General features: G+C 73.9%; 16 protein-coding genes. 12 read left to right on the top strand and 4 right to left on the bottom strand.

The window, feature by feature from the left end; all coding sequences use genetic code 11:
• Positions 1–103 precede the first annotated feature (103 nt).
• From AAC944_RS15200 to AAC944_RS15190, 3 genes are all read left to right on the top strand, one after another.
• Positions 104–1,456, top strand: a complete 1,353-nt coding sequence (locus tag AAC944_RS15200) for a peptidoglycan recognition protein family protein (RefSeq protein WP_030623938.1) — start codon at positions 104–106, stop codon at positions 1,454–1,456.
• 160 nt (positions 1,457–1,616) lie between these two features.
• Positions 1,617–2,699 carry a mannose-1-phosphate guanylyltransferase gene (gene manB / locus AAC944_RS15195; protein WP_030623935.1) on the top strand — a complete coding sequence of 361 codons (1,083 nt, stop codon included), beginning with the start codon at positions 1,617–1,619 and terminating at the stop codon, positions 2,697–2,699.
• Positions 2,700–2,830: 131 nt separating this feature from the next.
• On the top strand, positions 2,831–3,739 hold the full coding sequence (locus AAC944_RS15190; RefSeq protein WP_030623932.1) for a DNA-3-methyladenine glycosylase family protein: 909 nt from the start codon (positions 2,831–2,833) through the stop codon (positions 3,737–3,739).
• Between the two features lie 38 nt (positions 3,740–3,777).
• Here AAC944_RS15190 and AAC944_RS15185 read toward each other — a convergent pair whose 3' ends face one another.
• The 3 genes from AAC944_RS15185 to AAC944_RS15175 are packed head-to-tail and all read right to left on the bottom strand — an operon-like array spanning position 3,778 to position 6,694.
• Complete coding sequence (locus AAC944_RS15185) at positions 3,778–5,199, bottom strand: coenzyme F420-0:L-glutamate ligase (RefSeq protein ID WP_078888962.1); 1,422 nt, start codon at positions 5,197–5,199, stop codon at positions 3,778–3,780.
• Positions 5,196–6,152: a 2-phospho-L-lactate transferase gene (cofD, locus tag AAC944_RS15180; protein WP_030623927.1), complete on the bottom strand. Its 957-nt coding sequence runs from the start codon at positions 6,150–6,152 to the stop codon at positions 5,196–5,198. Before cofD ends, AAC944_RS15185 begins: the two co-directional genes overlap by 4 nt.
• A 41-nt stretch (positions 6,153–6,193) precedes the next feature.
• Positions 6,194–6,694: a cysteine dioxygenase gene (locus AAC944_RS15175; RefSeq protein ID WP_030623924.1), complete on the bottom strand. Its 501-nt coding sequence runs from the start codon at positions 6,692–6,694 to the stop codon at positions 6,194–6,196.
• A gap of 699 nt (positions 6,695–7,393) precedes the next feature.
• Here AAC944_RS15175 and AAC944_RS15170 point away from each other — a divergent pair.
• The 3 genes from AAC944_RS15170 to AAC944_RS15160 all read left to right on the top strand — a co-directional run bounded on the left by AAC944_RS15170 (position 7,394) and on the right by AAC944_RS15160 (position 13,333).
• Entirely contained in the window at positions 7,394–7,657 is a 264-nt protein-coding gene (locus AAC944_RS15170; RefSeq protein ID WP_030266018.1) for a WhiB family transcriptional regulator, read from the top strand.
• Positions 7,658–8,009: 352 nt separating this feature from the next.
• Positions 8,010–11,810 (top strand): glycosyltransferase, encoded by a 3,801-nt coding sequence (locus tag AAC944_RS15165; RefSeq protein WP_030623921.1) that lies wholly within the window; start codon positions 8,010–8,012, stop codon positions 11,808–11,810.
• On the top strand, positions 11,807–13,333 hold the full coding sequence (locus AAC944_RS15160; protein ID WP_030623918.1) for a DUF5719 family protein: 1,527 nt from the start codon (positions 11,807–11,809) through the stop codon (positions 13,331–13,333). Before AAC944_RS15165 ends, AAC944_RS15160 begins: the two co-directional genes overlap by 4 nt.
• Positions 13,334–13,433: 100 nt before the next feature.
• Here AAC944_RS15160 and AAC944_RS15155 read toward each other — a convergent pair whose 3' ends face one another.
• Positions 13,434–13,916: a metallopeptidase family protein gene (locus tag AAC944_RS15155; protein WP_078888961.1), complete on the bottom strand. Its 483-nt coding sequence runs from the start codon at positions 13,914–13,916 to the stop codon at positions 13,434–13,436.
• Between the two features lie 282 nt (positions 13,917–14,198).
• On the opposite strand from AAC944_RS15155, the gene AAC944_RS15150 reads away from it, so the two are divergent.
• From AAC944_RS15150 to manA, 6 genes are all read left to right on the top strand, one after another.
• Positions 14,199–14,627: a DUF3499 domain-containing protein gene (locus AAC944_RS15150; protein WP_078888960.1), complete on the top strand. Its 429-nt coding sequence runs from the start codon at positions 14,199–14,201 to the stop codon at positions 14,625–14,627.
• 393 nt (positions 14,628–15,020) lie between these two features.
• The gene (locus AAC944_RS15145) at positions 15,021–16,637 is read left to right on the top strand and encodes an L-lactate permease (RefSeq protein ID WP_030623911.1); all 1,617 of its coding nucleotides are present in this window, start codon (positions 15,021–15,023) and stop codon (positions 16,635–16,637) included.
• A gap of 165 nt (positions 16,638–16,802) precedes the next feature.
• Positions 16,803–18,161 carry a phosphomannomutase/phosphoglucomutase gene (locus tag AAC944_RS15140; protein ID WP_030623908.1) on the top strand — a complete coding sequence of 453 codons (1,359 nt, stop codon included), beginning with the start codon at positions 16,803–16,805 and terminating at the stop codon, positions 18,159–18,161.
• 181 nt (positions 18,162–18,342) lie between these two features.
• Positions 18,343–18,525, top strand: a complete 183-nt coding sequence (locus AAC944_RS15135; RefSeq protein ID WP_030623905.1) for a Trm112 family protein — start codon at positions 18,343–18,345, stop codon at positions 18,523–18,525.
• Positions 18,526–18,584: 59 nt separating this feature from the next.
• Complete coding sequence (locus AAC944_RS15130; protein ID WP_030623902.1) at positions 18,585–19,730, top strand: SIS domain-containing protein; 1,146 nt, start codon at positions 18,585–18,587, stop codon at positions 19,728–19,730.
• 105 nt (positions 19,731–19,835) lie between these two features.
• The gene (manA, locus tag AAC944_RS15125) at positions 19,836–21,050 is read left to right on the top strand and encodes a mannose-6-phosphate isomerase, class I (protein WP_030623899.1); all 1,215 of its coding nucleotides are present in this window, start codon (positions 19,836–19,838) and stop codon (positions 21,048–21,050) included.
• Positions 21,051–21,129: the final 79 nt, after the last annotated feature.

The raw sequence follows: 21,129 nt of genomic DNA, 5'->3' as shown, positions 1-21,129 counted from the left end.
GCCGCCGTACGGCGTACCGGCGTTCCTCGTGGTGCCGCGACGCGCCGATGGGGCGTCAGTTCCCGAATGGCGGATTTGTCGTACTCCGCCCACGATCGCTTGCATGCGTGCCTTCGTTGCCACTTCGCTCGGCGCCGCGACCTTCGCGGCCCTCGTCGTACCGCTCGCGCTGCCGGCCGGGGCGAACCCCGCCCAGGCCCCGGCAGCCGCCGCTCCCGAGGCCGCCCCGGCGGACGTCCCCGGAAGCACCCAGTCCCTGCCGCTCGTCCCGCTCGGCGACCGCGACCGCGTCCTGCCCGGCCGCAGTTCGGGCCGCGCCGCCAAGGCCGCGCCCCTCGGCATGCCCGTCAAGGACGTACGGCCTTTCTCGCTCGTCGGCGTCGTCTGGAACGACGCGCGGGCCGAACTGCACGGCCAGCCGCAGGTCCGCACCCGCGCCACCGGCAGCCACAGATGGGGTGCCTGGCAGAACGTGCAGACCCACTACGACGACGCGCCCGACCCGGACTCCCCGGAGCGCGGCGCCAAGCCGCGCGGCGGCACGGCGCCGCTGTGGGTGGGCGACTCCGACGCGGTGCAGATGCGGATCGCCCCCGAGTCCGGCCGGCAGGCCGTGACCGAGCTGCCGGCCGGGATGCGTCTGGAGCTGGTCGACCCCGGCTCCCCGGCCAAGCCGCGCGACCCGGTCCCGGCCTCCGCCACGCAGCAGGCCGCCGACAGCTCGGCCGCCAACGCCGGGCTCGCGCCGCTGGGCGCGACCGAGATCCCGGCCGCGCCGGCGAACCGGCTGCAGGCCGACCTCGCCGCGGCCGGCCAGGGGGAGCGTGGCCAGGCGGCCGCGGGCGAGCCGCGCAACGGGCCGCGGCCGCAGATCGTCACCCGGGCCGGCTGGGGCGCCGACGAGAAGCTGCGGGAGCCGAAGTTCGGGTACACCAAGACCGTGAAGGCGGCCTTCGTGCACCACAGCGCCACCGGCAACACGTACTCCTGCAACCAGTCGGCGGCGATCATCCGCGGGATCTACCGCTACCACGTCAAGAGCAACCACTGGCGGGACCTCGGCTACAACTTCATGATCGACAAGTGCGGCATGATCTTCGAAGGCCGGGCCGGCGGTGTCGCCAAGCCCGTCATCGGCGCCCACACCTCAGGCTTCAACAACAACACCACCGGCATCGCGGTCATCGGCACCTTCGACAAGGCCAAGCCGCCGGCCCCCGCCGTCGACGCCCTCGGCAAGCTCACCGCCTGGAAGCTCGGGCTGTACGGACGCGACCCGAACGGCAAGGCCACACTGGTCTCAGCAGGCGGCAACCGTTTCAAGAAGGGAACCAAAGTCCGGCTGAATGTCATCTCCGGACACAAGGACGGCTTCGTGACCAGCTGCCCGGGTGCCGCGCTCTACGGCACACTCGGCTCGGCGCGTACCGCCTCCGCCCGCTTCCAGGGGCGCTGAGGGCCCGGGACCGGAGCCCGTGACGTGCGCGGGCTCCCAGGCCGGGCGGCGCCGGACAGCCCGCCTACCGGCGGGTAAGCCCGCTGGCAAAGCGGGCAAACCGTCTGCCTACACTGGTCCGCCGTCCGGCCGACCCCAGCAGGAAGCAGAGAAGACAAAGGTGACTGAAGCGATCCTTCTGGTCGGCGGCAAGGGCACCAGGCTGCGTCCGCTGACGGTGCACACGCCCAAGCCCATGGTCCCGGCCGCGGGTGTGCCGTTCCTGACGCATCAGCTGGCGAGGGCCCGCGCCGCGGGCGTGGAGCACATCGTGCTGGCCACTTCCTACCTCGCCGAGGTTTTCGAGCCGTATTTCGGCGATGGGGCGGAATGGGGGCTTCATCTCGAATACGTCACCGAGAAGGAGCCACTCGGTACCGGCGGCGCCATCCGCAACGTCGCCCACCGGCTGCACTCGGGCCCCGACGACCCGGTACTGATCTTCAACGGCGACATCCTCACCGGGCTCGACATCGAGGCCCTGGTGCGGACCCACCAGGAGACGTCCGCCGACGTCTCGCTGCACCTCACCCGGGTCGAGGACCCGCGCGCCTACGGCCTCGTCCCCACCGACGGCACCGGCCGGGTGACCGCCTTCCTGGAGAAGCCGCAGACCCCCGAGGAGATCGTCACCGACCAGATCAACGCGGGCGCCTACGTCTTCAACCGCTCGGTGATCGACTCGATACCGCAGGGCCGCCCGGTCTCCGTGGAGCGCGAGACCTTCCCCGGCCTGCTGGAGTCCGGCGCCCACCTCCAGGGCATGGTCGACTCCACCTACTGGCTCGACCTCGGCACCCCGCAGGCCTTCGTCCGCGGCTCCGCCGACCTGGTGCTGGGCCACGCGCCCTCCCCGGCCGTCCCCGGACGGCGCGGCGAGCACCTCGTCCTGGACGGTGCCGACGTCGCGGCCGACGCCAAGCTCAGCGGCGGCACGGTCGTCGGCAGCGGCGCCCGGGTGGGCGCGGGCGCGCGCATCGCGGGCAGCACGGTCCTGGCGGACGCGGTGGTCGAGCCCGGCGCCCAGATCCACGACTCGCTCATCGGCGCCGGGGCCCGCATCGGCGCCCGTACGGTCCTGTCCGGCGCGGTCATCGGCGACGGTGCCACCGTCGGCCCGGACAACGAGCTGCGGGACGGCATCCGCGTGTGGTGCGGCGCCGACCTGCCGGCCGCCGCGGTCCGCTTCTCGTCCGACCAGTGACGACCGCCGGCGGTCCCGTGCGGACCGTCCGCGGTCCCGTGACGAGGACCGGCGGGCCCGTGACGACCGCCACTCCGTGACCGCCGCTGCCGGGCGGCCGCCGGGCCGCCCGGCTCCCGTACGCTGAACGGATGTCCCGCACCCGCACCTGGGCCCCGCCCGGCCCGTACGACCTCCTGCGCACCCTCGGTGTGCTGGGGCGCGGCCCGGGCGACCCCGCGTACCGGGTGGCGGGCGGCACGGTCTGGCGGGCCTCCCGTACGCCCGACGGTCCCGCGACGATCCGGATCGCGGCGCGCGCCGCCGAGGCGTGTGTCGAGGCCGAGGCATGGGGTCCGGGCGCGGACTGGATGCTGGACCAACTCCCCGCCCTCCTCGGGGAGTTGGATGACCCGTCGGCCTTCACGGCCCGCCACCGGATCGTCCACGAGGCGCACCGCCGCAACCCCGGGCTGCGGCTGGCCCGCACCGGCCTCGTCCTCGAATCGCTCATCCCCTCGATCCTGGAGCAGAAGGTCACCAGCGACGAGGCGTACCGGGCCTGGCGGCTGCTCCTCCAGCGGTTCGGGGAGCCGGCGCCCGGCCCGCACGAGCGGTTGCGGGTGCTGCCCGACCCACGCGGCTGGGCCATGATCCCGTCCTGGGAGTGGCACCGCGCCGGCGTCGACGCCAAGCGCTCCGACACGGTCGTCCGCGCCGCCCGGGTCGCCCGCCGCCTGGAGGAGGCGGCGGACATGGACCTCGCGGACGCACTGCACCGCCTCCAGCTCGTCCAGGGCATCGGCCCGTGGACCGCCGCGGAGGTCCTGCAGCGGTCCAACGGCGCGCCCGACGCGCTGACCCTCGGCGACCTGCACCTGCCGCGCATCGCCGTCTACGCGCTCACCGGGCGGACGGGCGGCACCGACGAGGAGATGCTGGAGCTGCTCGCACCGTACGAGGGCCAGCGCCACCGCGCGGCCCGCTTCCTCCTCCTCTCGGGCCGCGTCCCACCCCGCCGCGCCCCCCGCTACTCGGTCCGCGACATCGCCCGGCTGTGAGAGCCCCGCGGCGGGAAGCCGTTCCCGCCGGAGGCGCCTCAGCGCACCGCGACGAACTCCTCCGGCTCCCGCGGAGCCCGCGGCTTCGGCGCACCCGCCGGCCGCCCGATGGCCACGGCTCCCATCGGATCCCAGGACGCCGGCAGGTCCAGTACCTCCCGTACGACATCCCGGCAGAACATCGTCGAGGACACCCACGCAGAGCCCAGCCGCTCACCGGCCAGCGCCACGAGGAAGTTCTGCACCCCGGCGCCCGCCGCGACCACGAACATCTCCCGCTCGGCGGCGTTCCGCCGCGCGTCGGCCGCCGGGTCAGGGCCCTCGTACGTGTGCGAGCCGTCCATGACCAGGCACGGCACCGCCAGGTACGGCGCGTTGCGCAGCACGTCACCGCGGCGCACCCGCTTGGCGACGGACTCCTCGGACTTGCCGTCACCGCGCAGGTCGGCGAGCCAGGCGTCCCGCATGGCGTCCAGCAGCCGGGTCCTGGACTCCTCGGACTCCAGCAGGACGAAGCGCCACGGAGTGGTGTGGTGCGGCGCGGGCGCGGTCACGGCCGCCGCGACGGCCCGCCGCACGGCGCCGCCGTCCACCGGGTCGTCGGTGAACTCCCGGACCGTACGGCGCAGCGACAGCGCCTCCCGTACGGCCTCGGAGGTGCCGAGCCGGAACATGTCGTCGGCGGCGGAGCGGATCAGTGCCCGGGCGCCGGTGTCCGCCTCGGCGCTCTCGCCGTTCCCGGTCTCCTGAGAGCCCGTCAGGGTGTGCGGCAGGCCGCGCACCACCGCGACCGGCAGTCCGCCCGCCTTGCCCTTGACCAGGTCGCCCGCGCTCGCCAGTTCGTCGGCGGTGGCGACGACCGTGGCGCTGAGCGGGTTGCCGTGGCCGTCGGTGCCGCCGCGCAGGTCCTCCAGGACCCGTACGCCGGCCGCGCCGATGGCGACGTCGGTCAGGCCGCTGCGCCAGGGCCGCCCGAAGGTGTCGGTGACGACCACGCCGACGTCCACGCCGAGCGTGGTGCGCAGCCCGTCGCGGATCGCCCGGGCCGAGGCGTCGGGGTCCTCGGGCAGCAGCAGGACGGTGCCCTGCGGGGTGTTCGAGGCGTCGACCCCGGCGGCGGCCATGACCAGGCCGTTGCGGTTCTCGACGATGCGCAGCGCGCCGCGGCGCGCCACGACCCGTACGGTCTCCCGGTCGATGGCGGCCTCGCGGTCGTCGGCCGCCACGATCCGGTCCTCGGCCTTGCTGACGATCTTCGAGGTGACCAGCAGCACGTCGCCGTCGGCCAGGCCCGGCAGGCCGGGCGCGGTGGCCGCGGTGGCGATCAGCTTGGCGAGGTCGTCGCCGGGGCGCACCTCGGGGATGCCGGGCAGCGCCCAGACGCGGTACGAGGGCACCTCGGCGTCCTCGCCGTACGGGGCGCGCGGGGCCGCGGGGCCGTCCTGCGCTCCGGCGGTCACGCCCGTACCTCTTCGGCCAGCGCCAGCGCCTCACGGGCCATCGCGGCGGTCGCCTCGACGTCGGTCATCATCAGCGGTACGGCGCGGCAGCGGATGCCGGCGTCCTCCACCGCGGCGACCTTGTCCGCGTCGACGGTGTCCACCAGCCAGCCGTCCAGCAGCCCCATGCCGTAGTGGGCGGCGACGGCCGAGGCGGTGGACTCGACGCCCACCGCGGCCAGCACCTTGTCGGCCATGCCGCGCACCGGCGCGTCGCCGACGATGGGGGAGAGGCCGACGACCGGCGCGCCGGCCTCGGCGATGGCCTCGCGGACGCCGGGCACGGCGAGGATCGTGCCGACGCTGACCACCGGGTTGGACGGCGGGAAGAGGATCACGTCGGCCCCGGCGATCGCCTCCAGCACGCCGGGCGCGGGCTTGGCCTGCTCGGCGCCGACCGGGACGACGGCCTCCGCGGGCACGGAGGCGCGCAGCCGGACCCAGTACTCCTGGAAGTGCACGGCCTTCTTCTCGCCGTCCTCGGTGACGGCGACGTGGGTCTCGACCCGGTCGTCGGTCATCGGCAGCAGCCGCACGCCGGGCTGCCAGCGGTCGCACAGCGCCTCGGTGACCGCGCTGAGCGGATAGCCCGCGCTCATCATCTGCGTACGGACGATGTGGGTGGCGAGGTCCCGGTCGCCCAGCCCGAACCACTCGGGGCCGACGCCGTAGGCCGCCAGCTCCTCCTTCACGCGGAAGGTCTCGTCCGAACGCCCCCAGCCCTGCTCCTCGTTGATGCCGCCGCCGAGCGTGTACATCACGGTGTCCAGGTCCGGGCAGACCTTCAGCCCGAACAGATGGATGTCGTCACCGGTGTTGCCGATGACCGTGATGTCCGCGTCCGGAGCCGCTGCCTTCAGTCCCCGCAGAAAGCGGGCGCCGCCGATGCCGCCGGCGAGAACCACAATGCGCATGGGGCCAGTCTCTCGCAGCGCGGGACCGTGTCCATCAGGGGTCAGGGCATGGCCGGCCGGCGCGCTGGGCTCGCGCACCGCGCGCTGTGCATCGGCATCTCGGTCAGGCCGGGGAAGTAGACGTGCAGGCTGACGGCGGGGGTGAGCGTGTCGTTGGTGACCTCGTGGACGTAGCCGGGCGCGAAGACGCGCTGCGCTCCGGGGGCCAGCCGGTGGCTGCCCTTCGCGCTGTTCTCGGTCAACTCGCCGTCCAGGACGGTCAGCACACCGGAGGACGGGCCGTGGTCGTGGCGGCCGCTGCCCTGGCCGGGCAGCCAGCTCAGCAGCCAGACCTCGTAACCGGGCCCCTTCTGCAGCCGGTGGTACCAGCGGGTGGTGGCGTCGTACTCGACGAGATGCGCCCACCGGCCGCGGTCGGCGGCGATCGAACGGGCCAGCCCGGCGAATTCGGCCACGGTGGCGGGGTGCTCGCGCGGGGGCTGGAGGAGGTGGATGACCTCGAAGATGTCGCCTGCGATCTGGAGGTCACTGTCGCTGTTCATGGACTTCTGGTTCCTCGGAGGAGAAGAGCTGGGAGAAGCGCTCGGAGAAAGCGGTGGAGCGGAGCGGCGGAACTGCTCGGGAGGAGCGGCGCGGCGCAGTTGCCCGGCGGCGTTCAGCGGTGGTGCGGCGGAGAAGGGCTGGAGCTCAGTGGCTTCAACAGCTCGAACAGCGACAGCGAGCCTGGGCAGCGCAGCGGGACCCGTAGGCACGGGTCAGGCGGAGCGCGGGCGTCACTGGCATGGAGTCAAGGAGAGCGGGTACTTGCCGCGCGTGTCAACCGGATGTCTGGTTTGGGGTAAATGTTTCACCTCATCCGGTTACTGTACCCGGCGAAAGGTTTGTGCACCCGATGGTCAGGAGAGGTGGCCCACCAGTCACGACATCAAACGCCGTTGTGGTTCCGTGATCTGAATGTGATCAAGCCCGCTTCTGGTGATGGAGTGCAACGTGTGTGCCGTCCGTTGAGTCCTTCAGAGGCGGAAGGGGGCTGCGGGATGCGTGAGGCGAATGTTTGTCCTGGTTTTAGCCGATATGAACACTTACCGCGCGCCCTTGGTTCCGCAGAGTGAATAAGGGGCCCAATAGCAGATCTCGGCTTGACTGGCCCGGATCCACGCACTTGTAATTTCACTCGTGTCGTTCAGCCGTCATCGGTAACGGCAACATCACGGGGACGCAATGACAGACGAGGGGCGCACATGACCGAGCTGTTCGAAGAATTGCTGGTCGAGGAGGCGGACGAGGAGCTCGGCTGGCAGGAGCGCGCGCTGTGCGCCCAGACCGATCCCGAGTCCTTCTTCCCGGAGAAGGGCGGCTCCACCCGCGAGGCCAAGAAGGTCTGCCTCGCCTGTGAGGTCCGTTCCGAATGTCTTGAATACGCTCTTGCCAATGACGAACGCTTCGGTATCTGGGGCGGACTGTCCGAGCGCGAGCGGCGCCGTCTGAAGAAGGCCGCGGTCTGAAGCCCGACGACGGCGGCCCGGGCGACAGCCGCCCGGCACCGGTCAGCACAGCGAACGGGCACCGGCCGACGGGCCGGCCCCGCCACCGAGGAACATCACGGGCATCCGTTCCGCCCCCGGCGCACAGCCGGGGGCGGAGTGCTGTTTCCGCAGCCGGGAGGACACCGCGTACGGACCCGGCCGACGCGCCCGCGTGAACCATTAGTGTGGGGCTCCGTCCGAGACGCACCAACACCCGCATGGTGAGCGCGCGTCCATCGCAGTCCATCGCAGTGTCTTCCGGGGGCCACACCCGCAGCGGCCCGCCCGCCGCGGGAGACGGCAGCCCCGGGTCCGGAGGGCCCGTACCTCGATGTCCGTGCACAGCCAGTCGGCGGCCCAGGCCGCCTCATACGAAGCCGCCGCGCCACAGTTCCCGCGGCATGTCGTCACCGCCGTGATCGTCTCGCACGACGGCGCGCGCTGGCTGCCCGACGCGCTCTCCGGCCTGCAAGGCCAGGAGCGCCCGGTGCAGAACGTCGTCGGCGCCGACACCGGCAGCGCCGACGACTCCGCCCGGCTGCTGACCGAAGCCCTCGGCGACGAGCGGGTGCTGCACCTCGCCCGCCGCTCCGGCTTCGGCACCGCCGTCGACGAGGCCGTCCGCACCGCGCCGGTGCTCACCCCCGACGACCTGCCGTACCTCAAGCGCCCCAGCGGCTGGGACCCGGTCACCCGGACCTGGCACGACGAGGCGTACGACATGCCCGAGCTGCCGCACGGCGAGCCCGTGCAGTGGCTCTGGCTGCTGCACGACGACTGCGCGCCCGCGCCCGACGCGCTCACCGAACTGCTGCGCGTCGCCGACGCCAGCCCCTCCACCGCGATCATCGGCCCCAAGCTGCGCAGCTGGTACGACCGCAGGCAGCTCCTCGAAGCCGGCGTCAGCATCGCCCGCTCCGGCCGCCGTTGGACCGGCCTGGACCGCCGCGAGCAGGACCAGGGCCAGCACGACCAGGTACGCGCGGTCCTCTCCGTCTCCACCGCCGGCATGCTCATCCGCCGCGACGTCTACGAACAGCTCGGCGGCTTCGACCGCCGGCTGCCGCTGATGCGCGACGACGTGGACCTGTGCTGGCGCGCCCAGGCGGCGGGCCATCAGGTGCTCGTCGCGCCGGACGCGGTCCTGCGGCACGCCGAGGCGGCGTCCCGCGAGCGGCGCCCCATCGACTGCGTGGGCCGCTCGGTGGCCGGGCCGCACCGCGTCGACAAGGCAGGCGCCGTCTACACCCTGCTGGTCAACACCCGCGGCGCGGTCCTGCCGTACGTCCTGCTCCGGCTCCTCCTCGGCACCTTCCTGCGGGTCCTCGCCTACCTCGTCGGCAAGGTCCCCGGGCAGGCGCTCGACGAACTCGCCGGGCTCTTCGGCGTCCTGCTGCGGCCCGGCCGGATCATGGCGGCCCGGCGCAGACGCGGTAAGCCCTCGGTCGAGGCGAGCGAGCTGCGCGCGCTCTTCCCGCCGCCCGGCGCGACCGTACGCGCCACCGTCGAACAGGTCGCCAGCAACTTCGCCGGACGCGCTGCCCCCGACGCCTCCTCCGGCGGCCGGCACGGCGCCGTGGAGTCCGGGCCCGGCGACGACGAAGCGGACTTCCTGGAGGTCGAGCAGTTCGCGCGGCTGAAGCGGATGGCGCGGCGGCCCGCGCCCGTCCTCTTCGCCGTCCTGCTCCTCGTCTCCCTCGTCGCCTGCCGCGGCCTGCTCGGCGGCGGCGCGCTGACCGGCGGCGCCCTGCTGCCCGCGCCCGGTGAGGTCTCCGACCTGTGGGCGCGCTACTTCCACAGCTGGCACGACGTGGGCATCGGCTCCACCGCCTCCGCGCCGCCCTACCTCGCGGTCCTCGCCCTCGTGGCGACCGTCTGCCTCGGCAGCACCGGCTTCGCCGTCACCCTGCTGCTCGTCGCCTCCGTCCCGCTGGCCGGCCTGACCGCGTACTTCGCCTCCCGGCCGCTGGTCACCTCGCGCCTGCTGCGCGCCTGGGGCAGCGTCGCGTACGCCTTCCTGCCCGCCGCCACCGGCGCGCTGGCCGGCGGCCGCATCGGCACCGCGGTCCTCGCGATCCTGCTCCCGCTCATGGCCCGCGCCGCGATCGCCGCGAGCGGACTGCGGCTCGCGCCCGGCGTGCGGCCCAGCTTCCGCGCCGCCTGGGCGTACGCGCTGCTGCTGACCTTCACCACGGCCTTCACCCCGGTCGTCTGGCCGATCGCGGTGCTTCTCGGCATCGGGCTGCTGGCCCTGCGCTTCCTCGACGGCAACCGCGACAAGATCGTGGCGTACCTGCTGCGCTTCCTCGCCGTCGTCGTCTCCCCGATGGTCGTGCTCGCGCCCTGGTCGCTGTCGCTGCTGACCGAGCCGTCCCGCTTCTTCCTGGAGGCCGGGCTCGCCTCGAAGCCGGGCCAGGCCTCCTGGCTGGACCTCGTCGGGCTCAGCCCCGGCGGCCCCAAGGCGTACGGCAGCGTCCTGCTGCTCGGCGTGGTGCTCGCCGCCCTCGGCGCGCTGCTGCGCGGCGAGCGGCAGCACACGGTCCGCACCGCCTGGGCCGTCGGCCTGGTCGGCCTGCTCTTCGCGGGCCTGGCCAACGGCTCCGGCTGGGCCGGGCCGCCCGCACTGGTCTACGGCCTGGCGCTGCTGTGCGCCGCCGCGGTCGGCGCCGAGGGCATCCGCACCCGCATGATGAGCCTCGGCTTCGGCTGGAAGCAGCCGGTGGCCGTGCTGATCGCGCTGGCCGCCGCGCTCGCCCCGCTGTGGGCCGCGGTCAGCTGGATGATCAGCGGCGCCGCCGGGCCGGTGGAGCGCCGCAACCCCGAGCAGGTCCCGGCGTTCGTCGCCGAGGAGTCCGGCACCGCCGACCGCGCCCGCACCCTCGTCCTGGACGGCGACGCGGGGCCCGTCGCGTACTCCCTGGTCCGCGGCTCCGGCGCGCGCCTGGGCGACGCCGACATCGCGGCGGAGGCCGGCGAGGACAGCCGGCTGAACGACGTCGTCGCCAACCTCGTCGCCGGCTCCGGCGCCGACCAGACCGACCGGCTCGGCGGCTACGCCGTGCGCTACGTCCTGGTCAAGGACGGTGCCCCGCGCGAGATGGGCCGGATCCTGGATGCCACGCCGGGACTGACCCGGATGAGCCAGGAGGACGGCAGCGCCCTGTGGCGGGTGGACCGCCGGGTCTCCCGCGTCTCCATCGTCAGCGGTACCGGGGACGGCGCCCAGGCCGGTACGGCCGCCGAGCCGGTCGCGGTCGCCGCCGGCCCGGTCGACGCGCACACCAAGGTGCCCGCCGGTCCCGACGGGCGGGTGCTGCGCCTCGCCGACGCCGCCGACGCCGGCTGGCAGGCCACCCTGGACGGCAAGCCGCTGAAGCCGGTCACGGTCGACGGCTGGGCCCAGGGCTTCGAGCTGCCCGCCACCGGGGGCCGCCTGGACCTCACCCACGAGAGCCCGCTCACGCACACCCTCTGGATGACGGCGCAGGGACTGCTGGCCGTGGTCCTGGTGGTCATGGCCCTGCCGGGCCGCCGCCGGGACGTCGACGACGACCTGCCCGAGGAGGGCCTGGCGGCGGTGCCCGCACAGTCCGTGGAGGGCGAGGGCCGCCGCGCCCGGAGGCTGCGCGCCGCACAGGAGGCGGCGGCAGCGCAGAAGCCCGTCCAGGATGCGGCCGTGCCCGGCGTCCGGGAGGGCGAAGCGCCGGTGTCCGACCCGTACGCGGCGGCCGCCCGGCACGCCGACCCGTACGCCGCCCAGGCGGACCCGTACGCCACGGCCGCGCACGGTGACCCGTACGCCGCCGACCCCTACGCGGCCGCCCACGGCATCCCCCAGCAGGCCGTGCCCGAGATGCCGCAGCAGCCGCCGTACCAGGACTGGCAGGGCGGCCAGGCGGCCGACCCGTACCAGGCGGGGCAGTACGGGCAGCAGTACCCGCCCGCCTATCAGGGCGACCCGTACGCGCAGCAGGCCTACGGAGCCGGCGCCTACGACCCGTACGGATACGGACAGCAGCAGCCCTACGGGGACGGCACGGCGTACGGCATGCCGCACGACGGGGCCGCTGACGGCACCACGCACGACGGCTCGTACCGCGAGCCCCGCCGCGACGGGAGCGACCAGCAGTGAACCGCACCACCATGTCCCTGATCGGCGCGGTCGCCGCGCTCGCCGCCGTCACCGGTGTGGCCGCGCTCGCGGCCCCCGGTGACGACGCGGGCACCACCGCCTCGAAGGCCGCCACGCTGCCCGTGCAGCGCTCCTCCCTGATGTGCCCGGCCCCGACCTCCTCCGAGGTCGGCGAGACGACGTACACCGCCTTCACCCCCAAGGGCGCGAAGGCCGGCAAGGGCAGTGCGGACCTGCGGGCCGCCGCTGACGGCCGGACGGACGGCACGGGCAAGAAGGGCGAGGACGCGAAGAGCCCGAAGGAGAGCAAGCCCGTCGCGCCCCTGAAGGCACCCGGCACGCCGGTCACCGCGACGACCGACGACTCCGAGGCGCCGGCCCTGATCGGCACCGCCGACGGCAGCCTCGCACCGGGCTGGACCGTCCAGCAGACCACCGAGGTCAGCGCGGGCACCGGCCGCGGCGTCCTCGGCACCTCGTGCACGGCCCCGGACACCGACTTCTGGTTCCCCGGCGCCAGTACGTCGCCCGACCGTCAGGACTACGTCCACCTCACCAACCCCGACGACACCGCGGCCGTCGTCGACCTGAAGCTGTACGGCAAGGACGGCGCCCTGAAGGGGACCTCCGGCGAGGACATCCAGGTGCCGCCGCACGCCAGCCTCCCGGTGCTGCTCTCCACGCTCTCCGACACCCGGGCCGCCGACGTCACGCTGCACGTCACCGCCCGGGAGGGCCGGGTCGGCGCGGCAGTGCAGGCGGGCGACGACAAGCTCGGCGGCGACTGGCTGCCGCCCTCCGCCGACCCGGCCTCCGCGGCCGCCTCGGGGCTGGTGCTCCCGGGCATCCCGAAGGACGCCGCCTCCGTACGGCTGGTGGCCATCGCCCCCGGTTCCGCCGACGCCGACCTGAAGGTGCAGCTGGCCACGCCCAGCGGTTCGATCGTGCCGGCCGGGCTGGAGACGCTGCACCTGAAGAGCGGGACGACCACCGCGGTCGACCTCAAGGACCTCACCAAGGGCGAGGCGGGGTCGCTGGTCCTCACGCCGGCCGACGGCTCCGAGGCGCCGGTCGCCGCAGCGCTTCAGGTCGTCCGCGGCAAGGGCTCGGGCAAGGAGATGGCGTTCATCCCGGCGACCGGGCCGGTCGGCACCCGTGCCACCGCGGCCGACAACCGCGCCAAGGGCAGCACGCTCTCCCTCGTCGCCCCGCAGAAGGGCAAGGACGCGCGCGTGAAGGTCACCGCGTCGGCGGGCAGCGGGGGCGGCAGCACGGTCTCGAAGACCTACACGGTCAAGGGCGGCAGCACGCTCGCCGTCGAGCCGCCCCGCCCGGACGGCCTCAAGGGCGCCTATGCGCTCACGGTGGAGCCGGAGAAGGGCACCGGGCCGGTCCACGCGGCACGCACGCTCGCACTGCCGCACGGCGGCGTACAGGGCTTCACCGTCCAGACGCTGCCGGACGACCGCGGACTGGTCGAGGTGCCGACGGCGGGCTGGAACATGAGGGTGCTGAACGACTGACGGGCGACGGCCCCGCACGGGCCCCTCGGGAGTCACCTCCCGAGGGGCCCGTCCCGTGTCGCGCGTCCTGGCAGGCCCGGTCCTGCTCGTGCCCGGGAGCTCAGTCCTGCCCGTACCGGGGGTCGACCGACTCCGGGGCCAGGCCCAGCAGTTCCGCGACCTGTTCGACGACGACCTCGTGCACGAGGAGCGCGCGCTCCTCACGGTTCTTCGTGCGGATCTCCACGGGCCGGCGGTAGATGACGATCCGGTCCCGGCGGCCGGCCTCGGAGGGCAGCAGACTCCCCAGCGGCACCGTGTCCTCGCCCGCCGCGAACGCGTCACCGCCGGCGGGCTCCGGCCGCGGCACCTCACGCACCGAGAACTCCACCTCCGACAGCTGCGGCCAGCGCCGCTCCAGGCGCTCCACGGAGTCGTGCACGAGGTCCACGAAGGCGTCGGCACGGCTCACCGAGAGCGGCACCTGAGGCGGGGCGATCGGACCGCGCATCCCGCGGCCGTGACGGTCGCGGCGGCGCGGACGCGGCTCCGTGGGGCTGGGGTTCTCCCCGGCACCGGCCGGGGGAGGTACGGGGCTGTCCATCAATCACGAGCGTAGCCGCCGCGGGCCGGATACGGCCGAACTCTTGCCCCGTACGCCCCATGTCGCTCACTGATCGGTACGGGTTCTGTTCCGTTCGTTCCTCCAGGGCGATGTGACCGCTGAACGCTCGCGTAACGCCCGCGAAATGACACGAATTGACTGGAGTGGGAGGGGGAATCATCGCCTCCACTCGGGCGGCAACGGGATCTCGACGCAGGTCAGGCCGAGCGTGCGCAGGTCAGACAGGTCGGGCGAACCGGGACGACACGGCCGGGTGAGGTCGTGGAGAGTCGTCGCGGCCCGCTCAAGAGTGCGGTACCGTCCAACGTCGTGAGCCCTGTACGTCGCTGTTCGCGAACTGCGTGCGGCCGTCCCGCCGTCGCAACGCTGACGTACGTCTATGCGGATTCGACCGCTGTGCTCGGCCCGCTCGCCACCTACGCGGAACCCCACTGTTACGACCTGTGTGCCGAGCACTCCGAGCGCCTGACCGCGCCACGCGGGTGGGAGGTCGTCCGGCTGGCCGCCGATCCCGGCACGGTCCAGCCGAGCGGTGACGACCTCGAAGCGCTCGCCAACGCGGTGCGCGAGGCGGCGCGTCCGCAAGAACGTGCGGCCGGCGGTCCCGAGGCGGCCGGCCCCCGTGAGGCCGACCCGATGGAGGTGGCCCGGCGTGGTCACCTCCGTGTGCTGCGCTCGCCGGACTCCTGAGAGCCGGTGCCGCGCGGCCCTGAGGGGTGCCGGCACTCGCGCCCCGTAAGCGCCGTCGCGCGCTTCTGTGCGGACCGGCGTCTCTCGTGTGCGGACCGGCGCCTGTACGCGGCGCGGCGCCGGTATGCGGTCCGGTGCCTGTATGCATGCGGCCCGGGGTCTGTTGTCCGCGGCTCGGCGTCTGTATACGAACCGGCGTCGCTTTCCGGCCGTTTCCCGGCGCGTCCGCGCCTGATGCCCGATCGCCTCTGAACGCCCGTCATTTCGTGACGGCCCATTGACTCCGGCTTGGCGCGGACACGACCATTCCTCCACTCCTGCGAGATCGCCTTCCGCATGCCGGAAGCAGCGGGGGAGCCGCCACGCCGCCGGGGAGGCAGCCGCATGTCCGGAGTGTTCGTCCAGCAGCTTCAGCCGATCGCCGATTCGCTCGCCCTGTCCGCGCTCGTCGCGGCGCTGCCCCTGATCACCGTCCTGGTCCTGCTCGGCGCCGTCCGCATGCGCGCCCACCACGCGGGCCTCATCGGCCTCGCCGTCGCCCTGCTCACCGCCTGGTTCGGCTCCGGCATGCCCGTGGCACAGGGGCTCTCCAGCGCGGTGCAGGGCGCCGTCTTCGGGCTCTTCCCCATCATGTGGATCGTGGTCAACGCCCTCTGGGTCTACCGGATGACGGTCCGTACGCACCACTTCGACGTCCTGCGCCGCTCCTTCTCCCGGCTCTCCGACGACCCCCGCATCCAGGCCCTGGTCATCGCCTTCTGCTTCGGCGCCCTGCTGGAGGCGCTCGCGGGCTTCGGCGCCCCGGTCGCCATCAGCGCCGTGATGCTGGTCGCGCTGGGCTTCGACCCCGTCAAGGCGGCGGTCGTCGCGCTCGTCGCCAACACCGCCCCCGTCGCGTTCGGCGCCATGGGCACCCCCGTCGTCACCCTCGCCCAGGTCACCGGGCTCCCGCTGGACTCCGTCGCCTCCGTCGTGGGCCGCCAGACCCCGCTCCTCGCCCTCGTCGTCCCGCTCCTGCTCGTCGTCCTCGTGGACGGCCGGCGCGGCCTGCGCGAGACCTGGCTGCCCGCCCTCGCCTGCGGTGTGGCCTTCGCCGCCGCCCAGTTCGCCGCCGCCAACTTCGTCTCCGCGCAGCTCGCCGACATCGGCGCCGCGCTGATCGGCGCCGCCGCGCTGGTCGCGGTGCCGGCCGCGCGCCGCCCCGCCTCCGCCGACGTACGCGCCGCCGTCCTCACCGGCGCCCGCAGCGAGGACCTGGACGTACGGGACAGCCGCCGCGAGACCGTCCGCGCGTACGCCCCGTACGGCCTGATCATCGTGGTCTTCTCGCTCGCGCAGATACCGCCCTTCAAGGACTGGGCGGCGGCCGCCACACAGTCCTTCGACTGGCCGCTGCTGAACGTCGCGGGCCCCGACGGCGAGCCGGTCGGCGGCAACGTCCTCACGCTCCCGCTGGTCGCCACCGGCGGTACCCTCGTCCTCCTCGCCGGCCTGGTCACCGCGGCCGTCCTCGGCGTCCGGGCCCGCGCCGCCGCGAAGGAATGGCTGGCCACCGTCCACGAGCTGCGGTTCGCCCTCCTGACCGTGACGTCCGTGCTCGCCCTGGCCTACGTCATGAACCTCTCCGGCCAGGCCGCCACCATCGGCCACTTCGTGGCAGCGGCCGGTGCCGGTCTCGCCTTCCTCTCGCCGGTTCTGGGCTGGTTCGGCGTCGCGGTCACCGGCTCCGACACCTCGGCCAACGCCCTCTTCGGCGCCCTCCAGGTCACCGCAGCGCAGCAGTCCGGGCTCTCCCCGGAGCTCCTCGCGGCGGCCAACAGCTCCGGCGGCGTCCTCGGCAAGATGATCTCCCCGCAGAACCTCACCATCGCCTGCGCCGCCGTCGGCCTCGCGGGGCGCGAGGGCGACCTGCTCCGCAAGGTCCTGCCCTGGAGCCTCGCGCTGCTCCTCGTCATGTGCCTGATCGTGCTGGCGCAGAGCACGGCGGTACTGGGCTGGATGCTGCCCTGAGCCACCGCCGGGAGCCGCCTCCGCCCGGCGAACGAAGCGTTCCCGGACGGTCGAATTCGGGCCGGAAGCAGTCGTACAGGACCATCGTTCACCGATGGTTCACGGCAAGCTCACAGATCTTCCCGGTAGCTTGGGGTTTCCCGAAGAGACCTCAGGAGGGTGGCTGTGGCTGATCTGTCCCAGATCGTGAAGGCGTACGACGTGCGCGGTGTGGTCCCCGACCAGTGGGACGAGGCACTGGCCGAGCTGTTCGGTGCGGCCTTCGCCCAGGTCACCGAGGCGAACGCGATCGTCATCGGGTACGATATGCGGCCCTCCTCGCCGGGCCTGGCCCGGGCGTTCGCCCGCGGTGCCGCCGCGCGCGGGGCCGACGTCACCGAGATCGGGCTGTGTTCGACCGACGAGATGTACTACGCGAGCGGGGCACTGGGCCTGCCGGGTGCGATGTTCACCGCCTCGCACAACCCGGCCCAGTACAACGGCATCAAGATGTGCCGGGCAGGTGCCGCGCCGATCGGCCAGGACACCGGTCTCGCCGACATCCGCGCCCTGGTGGAGGAGTGGCTGGAGGGCGGCGCGCCCGAGCCCGTCGCGGAAACCGGCTCGATCACCCAGCGCGACGTCCTGGCCGACTACGCGGCCCGCCTGCGCTCCCTGGTGGACCTCGTCCACATCCGTCCCCTGAAGGTCGTGGTGGACGCGGGCAACGGCATGGGCGGCCACACCGTCCCCACGGTCTTCGAAGGCCTGCCGGTAGAGCTGGACCCGATGTACTTCGAGCTGGACGGCACCTTCCCGAACCACGAGGCCAACCCGCTGGACCCGAAGAACATCGTCGACCTCCAGGCCCGCGTCCGGGAGACCGGCGCCGACATCGGCCTGGCCTTCGACGGGGACGCCGACCGCTGCTTCGTCGTCGACGAGAACGGCGACCCGGTCTCGCCCTCGGCCATCACCGCCCTGGTCGCCTCCCGCGAACTGGCCAAGGAGCCCGGTTCCACGGTGATTCACAACTGCATCACCTCCTGGTCCGTGCCCGAGGTCGTCAAGGAGAGCGGCGGCACGCCCGTGCGCACCCGTGTCGGCCACTCCTTCATCAAGGCCGAGATGGCCAGGACCGGCGCGATCTTCGGCGGTGAGCACTCCGCGCACTACTACTTCCGCGACTTCTGGAACGCCGACACCGGCATGCTCGCCGCCCTGCACGTCCTGGCGGCCCTGGGCGGCCAGGACGGCCCGCTGTCGGGCCTGGTCGCGCAGTACGACCGGTACGCGGCCTCCGGCGAGATCAACAGCACCGTCGACGACCAGGCCGGCCGGCTCGCCGCGATCAAGGCGGCCTACGAGGGCCGCGAGGGCGTGGAGCTGGACGAGCTGGACGGCCTGACCGTCACCGCCGCCGACTGGTGGTTCAACCTCCGCCCCTCCAACACCGAGCCCCTGCTGCGCCTGAACGCCGAGGCGCGCGACGAGGCCACCGTGGAGCGGGTACGCGACGAGGTCCTCGCCATCGTCCGCGGCTGACCCGCGGCGCGCGTACGGAGCCGGGCCGGCGACGGGCGCGGGAGCACCCGCGCCGGCCCCGCCGTACGGTGGTCGTGGTGGGCCCGTGCACCGCGGCCACCGGCCGAAAGGCGCCCCTCACCGCCACCCGGCGGTACGCTGACGAGGCGAAACACATCATCACCCGGAAGGGGCCGCCACCGTGCCGGTCGAAGCCAGCCTCCTCGAGATCCTCGCCTGCCCGGCGTGCCACGCCCCCCTGGCAGACAAGTCCGCGGACGACCCCGCCGAACTCGTGTGCACCGGCACCGGCTGCGGCCTCGCCTACCCCGTGCGCGACGGCATCCCCGTCCTCCTCGTGGACGAGGCCCGCAAGCAGGCCTGAGAGCCCGGGGCAGCGGCCGCTCCGCCCAGCCCGCCCGGCGACCGGAAGGCAGCATCATCATGCTCGACGAGTCACTCCTCGACGCCCCCGAAGCCCTGGCCGAGGCGGACCGGTACGGCCTGCTGCGCGCCGTGGCCGAGTCCGGCGCCCGCGTGCGCACCGCCGCGCGGAACGCCGCCGAGGCCGGCATACCGGCCCTCGCACCCGACGGCCGCCCCCGCACCGTCCTCGTCGCGGGCCCCAGCCCCGCCGCCCCCTGCGTCGCCGACCTCTTCGGCGCCCTCGGCGGCGGCAGCTGCCCCGTGTCGCTGATCCGGCCCACCGGCGTGGCCCCCGTCCCGGGCGCGCTGCGCTGGTCCCTGCCGGGCTGGACGGGCTCGCTGGACCTGCTGCTCGTCGCGGGCCCCGACGGCGCCGACGCCGGCCTGGCCGAGCTGGTCGAGAACGCCTACCGCCGGGGCTGCTCCGTCGTGGGCGTCACCCCGGCCGGCAGCCCGCTCGCCGACGCCATCGCCCAGGCCCGCGGACTGGTCGTACCGCTCGCCACCACGCCGTACGACGGCGAGTTCGACGTCGAGGGCGCGCCGCCGGCGGCGCCCGGCACCCTCTGGTCGCTGCTCACCCCGCTGCTCGCGCTCGCCGACCGCATCGGGCTGCTCGCGGCACCGGCCGACGAACTGGCCCGGCTCGCCGACAAGCTCGACCAGGTCGCCGCCGAGTGCGGCCCGGCCACCGCCACGTACGGCAACCCGGCCAAGACCCTCGCCGCCGAGCTCGCCGGCAGCCTCCCGCTGATCTGGACCGAGGGCACGGTCGCGGGCGCCGTCGGCCGGCACTTCGCGGCCGTACTCACCGGCCTCGCGGGCCGTCCCGCGCTCGCCGCCGAACTCCCCGAAGCGCTCACCGCCCACCGCATGCTGCTGGCCGGAGCGCTCGCGGCCGGCGCCGACCCGGACGACTTCTTCCGCGACCGGGTCGAGCAGCCCGAGCCCCTGCACGCCCGTGCCCTGCTGCTCCGCGAGGGCCCGCCCGGACCGCTGTCGCCCGCACCCGCCGCCCGCGACCTCGCCCTGGAACGGGACACCCCGGTCAGCGAGCTGGAGGCGGAACACGAGGGCAGCCCCCTGGAGAACGCCGCACAACTCCTGGCCACCACGGATTTCGCCGCCGTTTACCTGGCGCTCGCCGGAGCCGAGGGATCATGAGGCGGGGCGGTGCGCGGGTGGCCCTGCCGACCGCCGCCGCTCCGCTCCACCACCCGCCCGGCCGTCACCCCGACCCCTACCGACCACTGCAGGAGCCCGCCCGCAATGGACCGCCTCACCAACACCGTGCGCCCCTACGCCTGGGGTTCCACCACCGCGATCCCTTACCTCCTCGGCGTCGAGCCGACCGGTGAGCCGCAGGCGGAGATGTGGATGGGCGCCCACCCCGGCGCGCCGTCCCGCGTCGACCGGGGCATCGGTCCGCAGTCCCTCGCCGAGATCATCGACGAGGACCCCGAGGACGAGCTCGGCCCCGACGCCGTCCGCGCCTTCGGCCCCCGGCTGCCCTTCCTGCTGAAGCTGCTCGCGGCCGGTTCGCCGCTCTCCCTCCAGGTCCACCCCGACCTCGCGCAGGCCAAGGAGGGCTTCGCCGACGAGGAGCGGCGCGGCGTCCCGATCGACGCACCGCACCGCAACTACAAGGACGCCAACCACAAGCCCGAGCTGATCTGCGCGCTCACGCCCTTCGACGGCCTGTGCGGCTTCCGGCAGCCGGCCGAGGCCGCCGACCTGCTCGCCGGCCTGGGTGTCGACAGCCTCAAGCCGTACGTCGACATCCTGCGCGCGGGCCCCGACGAGGACGCGCTCCGCGAGGTCCTCACCGCCGTCCTCACCGCCGACAAGCACGCCATGGCCGAGACGGTCGGCGAAGCCACCGCGGCCGCCGAACGCCTGGGCAAGGCCGGCGGACCGCACGCCGAGTCCTACGCCGCGTACGCCGCGATCGCCCACCACTACCCGGGCGACCCCGGCGTGATCGCCGCGATGCTGCTCAACTACGTGACGCTCCAGCCCGGCGAGGCCCTCTTCCTCGGCGCCGGCATCCCGCACGCGTACCTCAACGGCCTCGGCGTCGAACTGATGGCCAACTCCGACAACGTGCTCCGCTGCGGCCTCACCCCGAAGCACGTCGACGTCCCCGAACTGCTGCGCATCGTCCGCTTCGAGGCGGGCGACGCGGGCGTGCTGCGCCCGGAGGCCGGGCCGTCGGGCGAGGAGGTCTACGAGACGCCCATCGACGAGTTCCGGCTCTCGCGGTACGTCCTCGCGCCCGGCGCCGCGCCGGTGCCGCTGGCCATCCGTACGCCGCAGATCCTGCTCTGCACGGCGGGCTCGGTCACCCTGCGCGGCGCCGACGGCGCGGGGGACCCGGGGCGGCAACTGACGCTCGCGCCCGGTGAGTCCGCCTTCGTCCCGGCGGGGGAGGAAATCGCCGCGGCCGGCGAGGGCACGCTCTTCCGCGCCACAGTGGTGGCCTGATGCAGGCCTCCGGCACGGGTGCAACAATGACCTTCCCAATGGGTTAAAGGGGCGGTAAAGCCCGGTCGACGGAAGGGAC

Origin of the sequence: Streptomyces sclerotialus (genome assembly GCF_040907265.1) — a bacterium.
GTDB classification, from domain to species: domain Bacteria; phylum Actinomycetota; class Actinomycetes; order Streptomycetales; family Streptomycetaceae; genus Streptomyces; species Streptomyces sclerotialus.
The sequence above is the reverse complement of the archived record's forward strand: the minus strand, read 5'-3'. Positions and strand labels throughout refer to the sequence as shown.

Excerpts from the sequence above, each read along its gene's own strand:
- AAC944_RS15200 (WP_030623938.1), top strand. The coding sequence starts at position 104 with ATGCGTGCCTTCGTTGCCACTTCGCTCGGCGCCGCGACCTTCGCGGCC.
- AAC944_RS15190 (WP_030623932.1), top strand. The coding sequence starts at position 2,831 with ATGTCCCGCACCCGCACCTGGGCCCCGCCCGGCCCGTACGACCTCCTG.
- cofD (WP_030623927.1), bottom strand. The coding sequence starts at position 6,152 with ATGCGCATTGTGGTTCTCGCCGGCGGCATCGGCGGCGCCCGCTTTCTG.
- AAC944_RS15175 (WP_030623924.1), bottom strand. The coding sequence starts at position 6,694 with ATGAACAGCGACAGTGACCTCCAGATCGCAGGCGACATCTTCGAGGTC.
- AAC944_RS15170 (WP_030266018.1), top strand. The coding sequence starts at position 7,394 with ATGACCGAGCTGTTCGAAGAATTGCTGGTCGAGGAGGCGGACGAGGAG.
- AAC944_RS15165 (WP_030623921.1), top strand. The coding sequence starts at position 8,010 with ATGTCCGTGCACAGCCAGTCGGCGGCCCAGGCCGCCTCATACGAAGCC.
- AAC944_RS15155 (WP_078888961.1), bottom strand. The coding sequence starts at position 13,916 with ATGGACAGCCCCGTACCTCCCCCGGCCGGTGCCGGGGAGAACCCCAGC.
- AAC944_RS15130 (WP_030623902.1), top strand. The coding sequence starts at position 18,585 with ATGCTCGACGAGTCACTCCTCGACGCCCCCGAAGCCCTGGCCGAGGCG.
- manA (WP_030623899.1), top strand. The coding sequence starts at position 19,836 with ATGGACCGCCTCACCAACACCGTGCGCCCCTACGCCTGGGGTTCCACC.